Source organism: Pedobacter sp. SYP-B3415 (assembly GCF_004138205.1).
In the GTDB taxonomy this organism is placed as follows: domain Bacteria; phylum Bacteroidota; class Bacteroidia; order Sphingobacteriales; family Sphingobacteriaceae; genus Pedobacter.
On the sequence record NZ_RXNQ01000034.1, the window covers coordinates 86,559 to 100,982 of the forward strand.

Sequence of the window (14,424 nt, forward strand, 5' to 3'; positions counted from 1 at the left end):
CACCTGGTCAGTTAACTGCCGGAGCGGTTCAGATAAGCGCCGAGATTCAAAGAGATTCCCTGACCTACGCTTAACGTCGTTGTTCTTGACTGCTCATCCCCGTTTTGCTGATGAAAGGTAAGTGTAAGCAATGTATCATTGCTTCCGATTGCGATACTTCCCCCAAGGGAAATTTGCTGCGAACCACCATTAATTTCCCGGCATTCTGCAGGGTTCAGTTCCTGGATTTTCATAAGATTTCTGTTTAGGCCGGTCAGACCGGCGGTTTAACATTCAGGTTTTTTATATACGTATTTGGATGGCTAAGGGTTTTAACAAAAAAAGGCAGCCCGAAGACTACCTTTTTTATTGGAAAATGTGTTCTTAGCTATTTACACCTTCGAACAGACCGCCCAGATCCAGGCCGATTCCGTTCCCCAGTGAGAAAGAACTGGCCGATTGCTCGTCACCATCTTTACTCGCTGTCTGGAAAGACAACAGGTTGTCAATTCCCAGTCCGCCGAATAGCCCGCCTGAGTTCGATGAATCGCTGTTACCAAACAAACCACCACCATTGATCTCTTTCATTTCGTTCAAATTCAATTCCTGGATTTTCATAATGCAGATATTTAAGTGTTGCCTACTCTTTTAAAGGTTTTCGGCTTTTCCTTAGGTTACCACCGTTACCGGCGATTTATCTAACTAACGGTAAATTGTAAGTTTTGGTTCTGTAACTGCCTGAATTTCAAACGCCTGAAAAGAGTGGTTTACTCCGAAACGGCGTACGATAAAGGGCAACATCTACGGCGCTGAGACGTTCACGCGCAGTACATTACATGTTACAAAAGAGGTTACATAACGGGATACAAAAACCAAGTACATCTTTTTTGCGTAAATGCTTCAACAAGAAATTTAAAAATTGAATGTTATGAAAGATACGCTGAAGGCAAGAACAGATACCGTAGCGAGAAACATCAGAAAGATCAGGGAGTTTCGCAATTACACTCAGGATTATCTTGCTGCCAAATTGGAAATTTCGCAGAACGCCTATAGCAAGGTTGAATTAGGATACAGCAAGCTCACCCTCGAACGTTTATTTCATATAGCTGAAATCCTCGAGGTTGACATCATTCAGCTTATTTCTGCCGATGATACCGAGATTGTTCAGATCATTAAACCGGAATCTGACAGCCTGGTTGCTTCCATTGCATAAGCGGCGTACCTTTGCCTGATGAAGCAATGGATAGAAGATACGGTGGCCCATGTCAGGGCTGTACTTAAAGACGCGGAAGCAGGACATGACTGGTTTCATATTGAACGCGTCTGGAAAACCGCGATGGCTATAAGCCGTGAAGAGGGTGCAGACGAATTGGTTGTTACGTTTGCCGCCTTACTTCATGACATTGCAGATCCAAAATTTAACGGGGGTAATGAAGAACTGGGGCCGCAGATGGCAACCGACTTTCTGAAACAGTTAGGTGTCCCAGCCGAAACTATAAGACATGTGGTGAATATTATTCGTCACATGTCCTTCAAAAACAGTTTCGATCAAACAACTTTCTCATCTCCCGAAATGCAAATTGTTCAGGATGCCGACCGGCTTGACGCCATCGGCGCCATTGGCATTGCCCGTGCTTTCACCTACGGAGGTTTTAAAAACCGGGTTATCTATGACCCTGCTGTTCCACTCACTGAAGTGCATACCAAAGAAAGTTATAAGGCAACGACTGCCCCCACAATCAATCATTTTTACGAAAAATTGCTGTTGCTGAAAGATCGCATGAATACGCCAACCGGTAGAAAGATGGCCGGGCAGCGCCATGAATTTATGCTTAACTATCTTGAACAGTTTTACTCCGAATGGGAAGGCCTGTCATAAGTTAGTTGCTCAGGGAGTAAACTTTCACTTTCTTTAAGCTATTTTATTTAGCATTATTGCTATTTTTGTTAGCATTAAAGGTGGTGTATGTCAGACAGGATTCGTGAAAAACTTTCAATCTTAGCCGATGCGGCAAAATATGATGTATCATGTTCATCAAGCGGAGGAACCAGAAAAAACGATAATGGCGGTCTGGGTAACAGCCACGCTTCAGGTATTTGCCATACGTATACAGAAGACGGGCGCTGTGTTTCGCTACTGAAAATTCTCCTCACAAACCACTGCATCTTTGACTGCGCTTTTTGTGTTTCACGGAAGAGCAACGATATTAAACGTGCCGCATTTACTGTAGACGAAGTCGTTTCCCTGACGATGAACTTTTACAGGCGTAATTATATTGAAGGTTTGTTCCTGAGCTCGGGAATTTTTAAGAACGCAGATTTCACGATGGAACGGCTGCTGCTTGTGGTAAAAAAACTCAGGCTCGAAGAACGGTTTAACGGCTATATTCATCTCAAAACAATTCCCGGGGCCAGTCCTGCCCTGCTGCAGGAGGCCGGCCTGTATGCCGACCGCATGAGCATTAACCTCGAAATGCCAACCGAACAAAGTTTAAAACTGCTGGCCCCCGAAAAAAGTCACGAGGAGGTGAAAAAACCGCTTGCGCTTATTCAGTCGGGCATTACGCAGTTCAGCGATGAACGCCGGCTTATAAAAAGTACTCCAAAATTTGTTCCTGCAGGCCAGAGCACGCAGATGGTTGTCGGTGCAACGCCCGACAGCGACAAGGACATCATGTTCACTGCAAACGCTTTCTACAAAAATTTCGGCCTGAAGCGGGTGTATTATTCGGGTTATATTCCGATCAGCAATGATTCGCGCATGCCCGGCATCGGTTCCAAACCACCACTGCTTCGGGAAAACAGACTTTATCAGGCAGATTGGCTCATGCGATTTTATGGCTTTGATGTGCACGAAATCGTAAATGATGAGTTTCCGCATCTGGACGAAGAGACCGACCCAAAGTTGAGCTGGGCTTTACGTAACCTGAACGACTTTCCCGTCGATATCAATACGGCTCCATACCGCATGATCTTAAGGGTTCCCGGAATTGGCGTTTTATCGGCCCAAAAAATCGTTCAGGCGCGTAAATCCGGAAAACTTCATGTTGACCAGCTTAAAAAGATTGGGATCGCCTATAATAAAGCCCGATACTTTATCCGCTGTGCAGATTCGCCGGTTTGGTTGGGCGATTTCCAATCTACACAGATTAAAAGTTACATTCTGGCATCTGGCCGGAGTAAATATTTACGTACGGCGGGCAACCAGCTAAACCTATTCTGATCTGAATGAAAATCTTCATTTTTGATGGAAGCCTCGAAGGTTTGCTTACCGCCGTGTTCGAATACTTCGAACGGCGCGACAAGGGCCACAGGCGTAGCTGGCAGCCCGGCGATGCGGTTTTACGTACAAAAGAAAGCTGGCACCCGGATGCCTTCAGCACCGAAATACATATTCACAGTGATCCCGAAAAGGCATCGAGAGTTTGGAAAGGATTGGAAAAACGTCTGGACCGAGCGGCTCTTCGCCGCCTGTATTGTTGTTACCTGGCCGAAAAACCGGCAGCCCTTGATCAGCTGTTCGGATTTTGCAATTATGTATTCAGCGGGGGCAGTCCGGACAATTATGGCCATGTTCACGTGCAGGAAGTTGCTGCATACGCCAAAAGCGTAGAACGCGAAAAACACCGGATGGAAGCATTCATCCGCTTTGAGGAATTACTCGACGGCGTATTTTATGCGGCTATAGACCCTGACTTCAATGTTCTTCCGCTCATTGCCAAACACTTCCGCGACCGTTTTGCCGATCAGCCCTGGATTGTGTATGATCTTCGCCGGCAGTACGGACTTCACTACGAACATGGTAAACTCGAGGAAATCAGAATGAGCAGTCAACCAAAGATCGCTGCCGCGGTTTTGGACAAAAAAGAGGCGCTTTATGCCCAGTTGTGGAAAGACTATTTCAAAAGCACAAACATCGCCTCGAGAAAAAACACCAGATTGCATGTACAGCATGTCCCGAAGCGATACTGGAAATATCTGACAGAAAAACTGCCCTCCTGATTTTTTTCATCATGAAAAATATCGTGTAACTTGCTGCCATTCCATTCAGCAAAAAACATGAAACTGAGCGTCCTTGTACTCATCACCGCTGTTGCAGTAGGCCTGTCTATCGCACTGGTAAACTTTCATTTCCAGGGAAGCTGGTATTATTCCCTGATGTCTTTCGGCATCTCGTTCGCCACAAGTTTCCTGGTCTTCTATTACCTGCTTGAAAAATACATTTATTCAAAGATCAAGCTTATCTATAAGATGATCCATAATCTTAAGCTTGGTAAAGATTTAAAAGAGGCGCTTGGCGAATACGTCAGCTCAGATCCGATCAACGATGTTGAGCAGGAGGTAAAGGAATGGGCCGGTGCAAAAAAACGTGAGATCGACCTGCTCAAAAAGCAGGAGCAATTCAGGAAAGAATTTCTTTCAAACGTATCACACGAGTTTAAGACACCCCTGTTTGCCATCCAGGGTTATGTCGAAACACTTCAGGACTGCATTGATGATGATCCCGAAATGGCCCGGCAGTTCCTCAAAAAAGCAGAGAATAATGTGGAGCGGCTCAGCTACCTGATCAATGACCTTGACGAAATCTCGAAACTTGAGACCGGCGAGATTGCTATTAATTTCCAGAAATTTGACTTTGTTCCGCTGGCGCGCGAGGTGATTGAAAGCCTGGAAGACCGGGCGGCGGGCAAAAATATTACCCTCGCTTTTAAAGAAAAATATACATTTCCGACACCTGTTTCTGCAGACAGGGAAAAAATCAGACAGGTCATGATCAACCTGCTTGTTAATTCGATCAAGTACGGACGCGAGAATGGCAGTACTGCCGTAAAAATCTTTGAATTGCATGATCAGTTTCTCATCGAGGTGACTGATGACGGGATCGGCATCGAAGAAAAACACCTGCCCCGCCTTTTTGAGCGATTTTACAGGGCAGACAACCACCGTTCGCGCAACGAAGGCGGCACAGGTCTTGGTCTGGCCATTGTGAAACACATTCTGGAGGCACACCAGCAAACCATTTCTGTAAGAAGCACACCGATGATCGGGACCACATTTGCTTTTACCCTGCAAAAAGGCAGTTAAGGAAAACGGCCTCAGGAAATTAATCGTTAACAGTTAACACTAACTTAACATTGCGAACATAGCTTTGCACTATATTTTAGAAGAAGTATGAGTAACATTTTTAAGTTCTTTACGCCACAAGACAAAAAATTCCATCCCCTTTTCGAACAGGCAGGAAGCAACGTACTAAAAATTTCAGAGGCGCTGCTTGCCGCGGTAAGCACAAGTGATCTGGTGAAGAGAAAAGAGATCTATAAAGAGATTGAGCGGCTGGAGCATGTCGGCGACGATATTACCCATTCTATCTTCCTGGAGTTAAGCAAGAACTTCATTACGCCGTTCGACAGGGAAGATATTCATGCCCTTGCATCTGCGGTTGACGATATTGCCGATTATATTTATGGTACTTCAAGCCGTCTTGATATGTATAAGATGGATGAGATCAGCGATCCGATCATCAAGATTGCCGAGATCCTCGTTGAGATGTGTCAGGATATCGACAAGGCGATCAAAGAACTTCGCAGCTTCAAAAACATCCGTGTTATTGCAGATGCCTGTGTACGTATCAATAGCGGCGAAAATCAGGCCGACTATGTCTTTACAATGGCGGTAGCGCGGTTGTTTGAATACGAAACGAACGCTATCGAACTGATCAAACAAAAAGAGGTATTACAAATGATCGAGACCGCTACAGATAAGTGTGAAGACGCTGCAAATGTACTGGAATCTATCCTTGTAAAAAACGCATAAAATCTACAGCATGGTAACGACTTTACTCGTTGTAGTAATCATTATGGCGATTGCCTTCGATTACATCAACGGCTTCCACGATGCGGCGAATTCCATTGCCACCATTGTATCTACCAAAGTACTGAGTCCCTTTCAGGCTGTTCTTTGGGCAGCCCTTTTCAACTTCGCCGCCTATTTTTATTTCACAGACCATAAGGTTGCAAATACTGTCGCCAAAACAGTAACAGAAAACTTCATTACGCTCGAGGTTATCCTTGCAGGGCTCATCGCCGCAATTGCCTGGAACCTTTTTACCTGGTGGCACGGCATTCCTTCAAGTTCTTCACATACGCTGATCGGCGGCTTCGCCGGAGCCGGTATTACCCATGCCCTGAATATGGGCGCCGGTGTGACCGACGCCATCAACATCGGCTACGTGATCAAGATTGTGTCCTTTATCGTACTTGCGCCGGTCATTGGTATGGTGTTCTCTGTTATCCTTACACTGATTATTATAAATATCTGCCGCAAGGCCCGCCCTGCGACGGCAGAACGCTGGTTTAAAACACTGCAGCTTCTGTCTTCTGCCGCGCTTAGTTTCGCCCACGGCGGCAACGATGCGCAGAAGGTTATGGGAATTATCTATGTTTCTATGGTAGCCGCAAGTGTAATCCCTTCAGGCGCTGCCATGCCCGAATGGATTCCGCTGGCCTGTTATTCGGCTATCTCGCTGGGAACCATGAGCGGTGGCTGGAAAATTGTTAAAACTATGGGCAGCAAGATTACCAAAGTTACACCGCTTGAGGGTGTGGCGGCAGAAGGTGCCGGCGCAATCACGCTGGGTGTAACTGAACACTTTGGCATTCCGGTTTCGACCACGCATACCATTACCGGTTCAATTATCGGCGTAGGCCTGGTTAAAAGCATTTCAGCCGTACGCTGGGGTGTAACCATCAACCTGGTTTGGGCCTGGGTATTGACCATTCCCGTTTCAGCAACACTGGCCGCAGCGTTATATGCTTTGATACATTTTGTATTTTAGTTTTAACGTATCCAATAAAAAAAGCCCGGGAGACCTAAAACATCTTCCGGGCTTTTTGTATGAAAAAGGTTTCATGTGAAACTCGCCGGTCTAGAAAACCATTGTTACCTTTCCGCTAGTTGCCGCATTATGATGTTCCCAGGGGGGCCCTGACCGCACCAGCCTGATCAGCTCATTGATGTAAGCGCCGTCTGTATCTTCATCTCCCAGCAGCACTTTAAAAGCTCCGGCCCGGCCGTCTTTATCCACAGTGAATGTAACCGATACGAGTTTATTAGCGGCCTTTGCCTGCGCAAATTTGCTGTTGCTCTGCAGGTATTGATTATATGCTTCCCAGCCACCGGCAGGAACAGCCAGAGCTGCTGCCGCCTTGCCCCGGATATACATACGGCCCGCGGCTACCTTTCCGGCGGCAGCCGAACGCATGGCCATTGTGGCAGAGTCTGCCAGCACTGTGGTACTGCCCAGATTTTGCTGCTGACCATTTCCATTGTGCGCAACAACGATATCATTAAGCGTATTCTTTGTTTCCTTGAGCGTAATACGCACCGGCTTTCTTGGTGTGGCAACCATGTTTGCTGCTGTATAACCTACAGATGCAGCGGTTATTTTTTCTGCTTTTACAGCAGGAAGACTGAAATTACCATCCCTGTCTGTCATGACAAACTTCTGGCTACCCGGAATGCGGATGGTAACCCCTTCTACGGGCGCCCCCTGCTCAGAGACCACCTTGCCGGCAATATAATTTGAAGAAACCTCAGCGCGACGGGCGGCAAAAGCCTCAGGTGCAGACGCAATACTGAGCGTTCGTTGCTCTGACCGCGCCGCTGGCGGAACAACATGTTTTTCTTCAGCGGGAGGAACGGCACCGCCTTTAACCGGCTGCGGATCAAGACGACCGGGCGTTTTATTTTTAGCTAATGCCTGTTTCTTTGCTTCTGCAATAGCCACATTCACCATCGAATCTTCAATATAGGGCGTTTTGGCGGCTGTCCTCGTGCCCGATTTTACGGTATCAAGGACCACGTCAACCGTCTTCCGGTTCGAAGCAAGGCCGCGCTGGCGGTTGTCTTCTTTCATCCAGAAAATAATGCCGGCAGCTACAAAAAGAACCGCAGCCGTGGCCGCGATACTAAGCCGCTGCCAGGTCAGGCTCCAGACGCGTTTTTTGACCTCATTCTGAGCAGTCCGTTCGTGCAGCTGTTTCTGCAGCAGCGACAGATTATTAACGCGGCGGGGCGACTTGCTCAAACCTTCGAGCGCTTCGGCAACAAAAGGATCGTCCAGCACGGCGCGCTCAACAAAGTGCATATCGCGGGCATTAAGCTTACCATCAAGGTAATCTTCCAGCATATCTATGTCTAACCAATCCTTATTCACCGCTGTTCCTTTCTATGCAAATCTTCAGGTTTCGTTTACCATTCTGTATGTAACTTTTCACTTTAGACATTTCATAGCCTGTCAGATCAGAAACCTCTTTGTAACACTTCTCCTGCAGATAAAACAGATCAACGCTTATGCGCTGTTCTTCCGGCAGGGTTTGCATACATTTTTCCATTACACTCAGTTTCTCCTCCCGTGTGCTGTCTATATCCAGATGCACAATTTCGGTATTTTCCACAAAAGTTTCCTCTATCGACACCGTGTTCTGCCGCCCGGCTGCACGAATGGCCATAAGACAGTGATTACGGGTAAGTACATGAAGCCAGCTTTTAAAATTCTGCACTTCATGTATTCTGAGCTTTTTTACCAGCTCTTCAAAGATCTGCATGACTGCATCTTTACTCTTGTCTTCATCTTTAAGATAGTTGAAACAAACACCGTATACCAGGTGCATATACCGCCCGTAAAGTGTGCCCAGAACCTCCAGGTCGCCACTGCGCTTGTACTCAGCAACGAGCTCGGCATCTTCCCGTTTCCTGTTATCCTGGTTCCTGATGAATTTCAAAACGTAGCGGCTTCGATTTTTAACAAGTATAAAAATTATTTTCCGGGAGCGTGTGGAATGCCCGGAAAAATAACATCATCCCAAAAAACAAGCATATGAAAACTTTGTTCGCATTCCTTTCGCCACTTATTGCATTGGTTATTTTTTTCAGCCCCCAGTCAAAGAAACTGACCGGCACCGTGACAGAGGTCTCGGGTGCACCGCTGCCAAACGTCCGGATTGTCGTTTACCCTTCCGGTAACAAGACCGTCTCAGATAAAGACGGCAGGTACAGCATTCCTGTACAGGACAAAGATTCCAGCATCAGCTTTACCGCGCTCGGATTCCGGACAGTTTCATTACCGGTAAAAAACAAAACGACGCTTTCAATAAAAATGGAAGCGGCTGGAACAGCGCTCTCAGAGATCGTGATTCAAGGCAGCCGGGAAGAAAAACAGGGTTATGTTGGCGCGGCATCAGCAGCTATCAGGCTGCGGGGCACAACGTCGGGCCTCAGCGTTAACCGGCCCTATGCACCCAACCCTGTGCAAAACACTGAATCATATGCCTCCGTAGCGGAGAACGGCTTCAAACGTACTGATAAAGACCCGCTTTCAACATTTTCGGTCGATGTCGATGCTGCATCATACAGCAATGTGCGCCGCTTTCTCAATGGCGGTGCCCTCCCGCCAGCCGATGCAGTACGTATCGAAGAAATGATCAACTACTTTGATTACAATTATCCCGATCCGGGTAATGCCGACCCCGTCAATATTCTTACCGAAGCTTCAGCTGCACCATGGAACAAACAACATCACCTGGTTAAGATCGCGCTCCAGGCAAAACGCATAGATACACGGATGTTGCCGGCTTCAAACCTGGTCTTTCTGATCGATGTATCGGGGTCAATGGCCGATCAGAACAAATTACCCTTGCTGATCTCATCATTCAAAATGCTTACTGAGCAGCTCAGGTCAAAAGATAAGGTGTCAATCGTTGTTTATGCCGGCAATTCGGGCCTTGTGCTGCCCGCAACCGCAGGAGACAAAAAAGCTGAAATTGCTGCAGCCCTGAACCGGTTGCAGGCAGGGGGCTCCACCGCAGGAGGGGCAGGCCTTGACCTTGCTTACCGCACGGCATCCGAAAACTTTATTAAAGGCGGGAATAACCGCGTGATCCTCGCGACAGACGGCGATTTTAATGTCGGCCCACGAAGCGATGAAGCAATGAAAAAACTGATTGAAAGCAAACGGGGAAGCGGCATTTTTCTGACCGTGCTGGGATATGGAATGGGAAATTACAAAGACAGCAAAATGGAAACGCTCGCCGATCGCGGCAATGGGAACTACGCCTATATTGACAATATCCAGGAGGCAAAAAAAGTCCTCGTTAACGAGTTTGGCGGAACCTTATTTACAGTAGCCAAAGACGTCAAACTGCAGATCGAGTTTAACCCGGCGGCTGTCCAGGCCTACCGGCTCGTTGGCTACGAAAACCGGCTGCTTGCCGATGAAGATTTTAATAATGACAAAAAAGATGCAGGCGATATGGGTTCAGGTCACACGGTTACCGCTTTATACGAGGTCATCCCCACAGGTGTGAAGAGCGATTTTTCGGTAAACATTGACCCCCTTAAGTATCAGCAGAACGAAAAGCCAAAGGCCATATTTGGCAATCCGACCGAGATGCTAACGGTAAAAATACGTTATAAACATCCGCAAAGCGCAAAAAGTATGTTGCTCTCTAAAATTTTGCTGCGAAGCGATCTAAAGGCAAAACCATCAGAGGCCTTCCAGTTCGCCTCTGCGGTAGCAGAGTTCGGCATGTTGCTGAAAAACTCTGAATTTAAACAGCAGTCAGACTTCGGCCGGCTCATCGAGCGCGCAAAATTAAATCGCGGGGTTGATGCTGAGGGCTACCGGGCAGAGTTTATCAGAATGGCCGGCTCTGCAAGCATTATGGCAAAAGATTTGCTGACCTCCCGGCAAAAACACATGCCGGATGAAGAAAATTAGTACGCTGCTCCCCCTTTTAGCCCTTCCTTTTTTGAACGGCTGTGATGTGCAAAGCCAGCAACGCATTGGCGGAATCATTAACCAGGTTTCGCAATATGGCAACCCTACAACTGCCGAGATCGGACAGGGGCTAAAACAAGCCCTCGAAATTGGCGTGGGAAATGGCTCTGACCGGCTGTCGGTAAAAGATGGCTTTCTTGGCAACCTTGCTGTCAAGATCTTAATGCCTCCGGAAGCGCAGAAGGTAGAGAGCACGTTGCGCAGTCTTGGGTTAAATGCGCTCTGCGACAATGTGATCACCAGCCTGAACCGTGCTGCAGAAGATGCCGCACGAGAAGCAAAGCCCATATTCGTTTCGGCAATCAGGCAAATGACATTAACCGACGCTACCAATATCCTGCTTGGGCAAAACGATGCAGCTACCAATTATTTTAAAAGGGTAACGACGGCGCAACTAACTGACAAATTCAGTCCCGTTGTTCAATCGTCGCTTAGTAAGGTTGGCGCCACCCGCTACTGGACCGACCTGGCCAGCCGTTACAACAAAATTCCTCTGGTCAAACCCGTAACAACCGACCTGACTGCGTATGTGACACAAAAAGCAATAGACGGCCTTTTCATCGAGGTTGCAAAAGAGGAGCTCAAGATCAGGAACAACATTTCTGCGCGCAGTACCGGCTTGCTGCAAAAAGTTTTCGGCTATGCCGACCGCAACAAACGTTAAGTTGAAAGACGTTTGTGTGCAGGGGGTAAAACTATCTGCATAGCTTGCAATTGCAGGCAATTAAGGCTATTTTTACCCCTAACAGAAAGTTTAAACATTTGGATTTCAAAGATTTTAATTTCAATCCCGACCTTTTAGAGGGATTGATGGCCATGGGGTATAAGAGTGCCACCCCGATACAAGAGCAAGCTATCCCGATCATACAGCAAGGCGCAGATCTTGTTGCCTGCGCTCAAACCGGCACAGGAAAAACTGCGTCTTACCTGTTACCGATCATGGACGCTGTGAGCAGAGAGAACGAAAGGCACAACAATACATTGATCTTATCGCCTACGCGCGAACTTGCGCAACAAATCGACATACAGGTAGAAGCCCTCGCTTATTTTACAAATATCAGTTCCCTGACCGTTTACGGCGGAGGAGACGGCGTAGCCTACGATCAGCAAAAACGCTCTATGCGCGAGGGGGTCGACATCATTATTGCTACACCGGGACGACTGATTTCTCACCTGGCTTCGGGCACGCTCAACCTCAGCAAATGCCGTCACCTGATCCTCGATGAGGCAGACAGGATGCTTGACATGGGCTTTTATGAAGACATTATGCGGATTGTTGGTTTCCTGCCAAAGGAAAGACAAACATTGCTGTTTTCGGCAACCATGCCGCCAAAGATCCGTAAGCTGGCTTCGGGTATCCTGAACAATCCGCAGCAGGTGAACATCGCCATCTCTAAACCGGCAGAAGGCATTCTGCAGCAGGCTTATAAGGTTCAGGACCATCAGAAAGTAAAACTGTTGTCGGGAATTCTGAAAAAAGGGGATTTTAAGAGCATTATTATTTTCGCTTCTACGAAGGAAAAGGTCAAAACGCTGAATAAGTCCTTACGCGCTCAGGGCATGAAAGTACAGGCCTTTCATTCAGACCTCGATCAAAAAGAACGCGAAGCGCTGCTGCTTGATTTCAAGAACAAAAAGCTGTCTATGCTGATCGGCACCGATGTTTTATCGCGTGGGATCGATGTAACAGGCATTGATCTTGTTGTAAACTTTGACGTGCCGCACGATCCTGAAGATTACGTACATCGTATTGGCCGGACCGCCCGCGCCGCAACAACGGGAACAGCCATTACGCTCGTTAACACCAGAGATAAGCGGAAATTCAGCAACATTGAAAAACTGATCGAGCGTGAAATAGAAATCGTGCCCCTGCCTGAAGATATTGCCAGTTTAGGGGCCGAAGAGGAACCTGCACCCGTCCGGCGCGGCCGCAATGATCGTGGCGCCAGGGATCGTGGCCGCAAGCCCGGAAACAACCGTAAACCAGCCGACCGACCGGCAAAAGCTGAGCAAACATCTGATCAGGCTACGCCGCCGCCGATAGCCGCAACAGGTGATTCCGGAAATACAGATACGCCTTCGGCAGCACCTGCTGCAGAGGAGAAAGCAAAAGCAAAAAAGAAAAAATTCTGGCGTCGTAAAAAAGGACCGGCAAGCGGCGATGGCGCCGCAGCCACACCCGCTCCGGCAGAAGGATAACCACAGCGCATGGACCACGGTTAGTGGTTCATGCGCTATGATCTATATCTAGTAAACCACTTTCCCAGTTGCCGTAACGATCGATGCAATGCGTACCGCATCAAATACACGTTCTTCGGTTGCGCCAAGGTGCAGGAGCGATTTCTCGTGCGCATTTACACACATTTCGCAGCCATTAACCGCAGATACGGCCAGGCTCATCAGCTCAAAAAATTCTTTGCCGGTAACCGGGCTGCTCATAAGCTGCATACGGATGCGGGCAGGAATTTGTGTGTACTTCTCCTTGCCGGTGAAGTGACGGAAGCGGTAAAAAACATTATTCAATGCCAGCAGCGAAGCGCAGCCAACTGCTTCAGCAATTTCTTCTGCAGTGGCTTCTTTCTCTGTAGCCAGGTTAGTATAAAAGTCTGTCAGGATCTTGTTGCCATTGTTTACGGCGATACTCAAACCAACAAGTGCACATTCTTTTTCAGAAAGGTGATTTGAAGTGAGTGTGCTGTTGAAGTTCAGTTTCAGATCGCGGACATAACGCGCATTGCCTTTTTCAAGCAGTGTGAGGCTGTCGTTACGATACGTATTGTCCAGTCCGAATATCGACAATACTTCTTCTATAGATTCGGTTATTTCACTCATGATATATAAAGTTTTGGGTATAAAAAAGCCGGTTAACTTATTTGTAGCCTGTGCGTTTCGAAAAATGCTTCGCTGCACCTGCCCGTATAACTCAACCGGCTGTTAAAATGTTTATGCTGTCAGCGTTTCCTGACCTTTTTCCCAGTTACAAGGACAAAGTTCATCAGTTTGCAAAGCGTCGAGAACACGCAATACTTCTTTTACGTTACGGCCCACGTTCAGGTCGTTCACGCTTGCCCAGCGTACAATACCCTGAGGGTCAATGATGAAAGTTGCGCGGTAAGCGATTTTCTCGTTTGGCTCCAGGATGTCAAGCGCCTCTGCCAAAGATTTTGAGGTATCGGCCAGCATCGGGAATTTAAGTCCGCGCAGGTCGTCATGATCATTTCTCCAGGCAAGGTGAACAAATTCAGAGTCGGTAGAAGCACCGATCAGTGTTGTGTTTCTGTCGCGAAACTCGCCATAATTTTTGTTGAACTCAGCAATTTCAGTCGGGCAAACAAAGGTGAAATCCTTTGGCCACCAGAAGATCGTTGTCCATTGGTTATCCTCGTTTACGAGCGAATCTGAAGAGATGGTTTCAAATTCTTTACCTTTTTCCAGGCTCACAACAGCTGTTTTTGAGAACTCAGGAAATTTCTGACCTACATTTATCATAATCGTATATTTTTATTTTAATTTCTACACTGCAAAGGTAAGGCTATCTGTAGTCAGAAGCAAGGCATATACACTTCTCTCCCATCGTCTTTTTCAATGAGCATATAGACGGAATCTAT

At 47.3% G+C, this 14,424-nt stretch carries 16 protein-coding genes; 10 read left to right on the top strand and 6 right to left on the bottom strand.

Annotated elements, in window-relative coordinates; genetic code table 11:
• Positions 1 to 11: 11 nt before the first annotated feature.
• Together EJV45_RS15280 and EJV45_RS15285 are read right to left on the bottom strand one after the other, a co-directional pair.
• Positions 12 to 233 carry a hypothetical protein gene (locus tag EJV45_RS15280; protein ID WP_129716916.1) on the bottom strand — a complete coding sequence of 74 codons (222 nt, stop codon included), beginning with the start codon at positions 231 to 233 and terminating at the stop codon, positions 12 to 14.
• Positions 234 to 363: 130 nt separating this feature from the next.
• Positions 364 to 597 carry a hypothetical protein gene (locus EJV45_RS15285; RefSeq protein ID WP_129716918.1) on the bottom strand — a complete coding sequence of 78 codons (234 nt, stop codon included), beginning with the start codon at positions 595 to 597 and terminating at the stop codon, positions 364 to 366.
• Positions 598 to 907: 310 nt separating this feature from the next.
• Here EJV45_RS15285 and EJV45_RS15290 point away from each other — a divergent pair, with 310 nt between their 5' ends.
• From EJV45_RS15290 to EJV45_RS15320, 7 genes are all read left to right on the top strand, one after another.
• Positions 908 to 1,192, top strand: coding sequence for a helix-turn-helix domain-containing protein (locus tag EJV45_RS15290; RefSeq protein ID WP_129716920.1), 285 nt, complete (start codon positions 908 to 910; stop codon positions 1,190 to 1,192).
• A gap of 18 nt (positions 1,193 to 1,210) precedes the next feature.
• On the top strand, positions 1,211 to 1,858 hold the full coding sequence (locus EJV45_RS15295; protein WP_129716922.1) for an HD domain-containing protein: 648 nt from the start codon (positions 1,211 to 1,213) through the stop codon (positions 1,856 to 1,858).
• An 87-nt stretch (positions 1,859 to 1,945) separates the two neighbouring features.
• The gene (locus EJV45_RS15300; protein ID WP_129716924.1) at positions 1,946 to 3,202 is read left to right on the top strand and encodes a putative DNA modification/repair radical SAM protein; all 1,257 of its coding nucleotides are present in this window, start codon (positions 1,946 to 1,948) and stop codon (positions 3,200 to 3,202) included.
• 5 nt (positions 3,203 to 3,207) lie between these two features.
• Positions 3,208 to 3,981 carry a TIGR03915 family putative DNA repair protein gene (locus tag EJV45_RS15305; RefSeq protein ID WP_129716926.1) on the top strand — a complete coding sequence of 258 codons (774 nt, stop codon included), beginning with the start codon at positions 3,208 to 3,210 and terminating at the stop codon, positions 3,979 to 3,981.
• 57 nt (positions 3,982 to 4,038) lie between these two features.
• The gene (locus EJV45_RS15310) at positions 4,039 to 5,064 is read left to right on the top strand and encodes a cell wall metabolism sensor histidine kinase WalK (RefSeq protein WP_129716928.1); all 1,026 of its coding nucleotides are present in this window, start codon (positions 4,039 to 4,041) and stop codon (positions 5,062 to 5,064) included.
• Positions 5,065 to 5,151: 87 nt separating this feature from the next.
• A complete protein-coding gene (locus EJV45_RS15315; RefSeq protein ID WP_129716930.1) occupies positions 5,152 to 5,793 on the top strand; it encodes a DUF47 domain-containing protein in 642 nt (213 codons plus the stop codon).
• 10 nt (positions 5,794 to 5,803) lie between these two features.
• On the top strand, positions 5,804 to 6,814 hold the full coding sequence (locus tag EJV45_RS15320; protein WP_129716932.1) for an inorganic phosphate transporter: 1,011 nt from the start codon (positions 5,804 to 5,806) through the stop codon (positions 6,812 to 6,814).
• A 90-nt stretch (positions 6,815 to 6,904) separates the two neighbouring features.
• On the opposite strand, the gene EJV45_RS15325 is transcribed toward EJV45_RS15320, so the two are convergent.
• Positions 6,905 to 8,167, bottom strand: coding sequence for a carboxypeptidase-like regulatory domain-containing protein (locus tag EJV45_RS15325; protein WP_129716934.1), 1,263 nt, complete (start codon positions 8,165 to 8,167; stop codon positions 6,905 to 6,907).
• A gap of 19 nt (positions 8,168 to 8,186) precedes the next feature.
• A complete protein-coding gene (locus EJV45_RS15330) occupies positions 8,187 to 8,762 on the bottom strand; it encodes an RNA polymerase sigma factor (protein WP_129716937.1) in 576 nt (191 codons plus the stop codon).
• A 95-nt stretch (positions 8,763 to 8,857) separates the two neighbouring features.
• Here EJV45_RS15330 and EJV45_RS15335 point away from each other — a divergent pair, with 95 nt between their 5' ends.
• The 3 genes from EJV45_RS15335 (at position 8,858) to EJV45_RS15345 (ending at position 13,015) form a co-directional block, all read left to right on the top strand.
• Positions 8,858 to 10,756, top strand: a complete 1,899-nt coding sequence (locus tag EJV45_RS15335; RefSeq protein WP_129716939.1) for a von Willebrand factor type A domain-containing protein — start codon at positions 8,858 to 8,860, stop codon at positions 10,754 to 10,756.
• The gene (locus EJV45_RS15340; RefSeq protein ID WP_129716941.1) at positions 10,743 to 11,480 is read left to right on the top strand and encodes a DUF4197 domain-containing protein; all 738 of its coding nucleotides are present in this window, start codon (positions 10,743 to 10,745) and stop codon (positions 11,478 to 11,480) included. The genes EJV45_RS15335 and EJV45_RS15340 overlap by 14 nt, the downstream gene beginning before the upstream one ends.
• A gap of 98 nt (positions 11,481 to 11,578) precedes the next feature.
• Positions 11,579 to 13,015 carry a DEAD/DEAH box helicase gene (locus EJV45_RS15345; RefSeq protein WP_205942400.1) on the top strand — a complete coding sequence of 479 codons (1,437 nt, stop codon included), beginning with the start codon at positions 11,579 to 11,581 and terminating at the stop codon, positions 13,013 to 13,015.
• 48 nt (positions 13,016 to 13,063) lie between these two features.
• Here EJV45_RS15345 and EJV45_RS15350 read toward each other — a convergent pair whose 3' ends face one another.
• Together EJV45_RS15350 and EJV45_RS15355 are read right to left on the bottom strand one after the other, a co-directional pair.
• Positions 13,064 to 13,648 (bottom strand): carboxymuconolactone decarboxylase family protein, encoded by a 585-nt coding sequence (locus EJV45_RS15350; protein ID WP_129716943.1) that lies wholly within the window; start codon positions 13,646 to 13,648, stop codon positions 13,064 to 13,066.
• A 111-nt stretch (positions 13,649 to 13,759) separates the two neighbouring features.
• Positions 13,760 to 14,305 (bottom strand): peroxiredoxin, encoded by a 546-nt coding sequence (locus EJV45_RS15355; protein WP_129716945.1) that lies wholly within the window; start codon positions 14,303 to 14,305, stop codon positions 13,760 to 13,762.
• Positions 14,306 to 14,424: the final 119 nt, after the last annotated feature.

Coding starts and splice junctions, on each gene's coding strand:
- EJV45_RS15305 (WP_129716926.1), top strand. CDS start 3,208: ATGAAAATCTTCATTTTTGATGGAAGCCTCGAAGGTTTGCTTACCGCC.
- EJV45_RS15315 (WP_129716930.1), top strand. CDS start 5,152: ATGAGTAACATTTTTAAGTTCTTTACGCCACAAGACAAAAAATTCCAT.
- EJV45_RS15320 (WP_129716932.1), top strand. CDS start 5,804: ATGGTAACGACTTTACTCGTTGTAGTAATCATTATGGCGATTGCCTTC.
- EJV45_RS15290 (WP_129716920.1), top strand. CDS start 908: ATGAAAGATACGCTGAAGGCAAGAACAGATACCGTAGCGAGAAACATC.
- EJV45_RS15335 (WP_129716939.1), top strand. CDS start 8,858: ATGAAAACTTTGTTCGCATTCCTTTCGCCACTTATTGCATTGGTTATT.
- EJV45_RS15280 (WP_129716916.1), bottom strand. CDS start 233: ATGAAAATCCAGGAACTGAACCCTGCAGAATGCCGGGAAATTAATGGT.
- EJV45_RS15285 (WP_129716918.1), bottom strand. CDS start 597: ATGAAAATCCAGGAATTGAATTTGAACGAAATGAAAGAGATCAATGGT.
- EJV45_RS15350 (WP_129716943.1), bottom strand. CDS start 13,648: ATGAGTGAAATAACCGAATCTATAGAAGAAGTATTGTCGATATTCGGA.
- EJV45_RS15310 (WP_129716928.1), top strand. CDS start 4,039: ATGAAACTGAGCGTCCTTGTACTCATCACCGCTGTTGCAGTAGGCCTG.
- EJV45_RS15355 (WP_129716945.1), bottom strand. CDS start 14,305: ATGATAAATGTAGGTCAGAAATTTCCTGAGTTCTCAAAAACAGCTGTT.
- EJV45_RS15325 (WP_129716934.1), bottom strand. CDS start 8,167: ATGCTGGAAGATTACCTTGATGGTAAGCTTAATGCCCGCGATATGCAC.
- EJV45_RS15300 (WP_129716924.1), top strand. CDS start 1,946: ATGTCAGACAGGATTCGTGAAAAACTTTCAATCTTAGCCGATGCGGCA.
- EJV45_RS15295 (WP_129716922.1), top strand. CDS start 1,211: ATGAAGCAATGGATAGAAGATACGGTGGCCCATGTCAGGGCTGTACTT.
- EJV45_RS15340 (WP_129716941.1), top strand. CDS start 10,743: ATGAAGAAAATTAGTACGCTGCTCCCCCTTTTAGCCCTTCCTTTTTTG.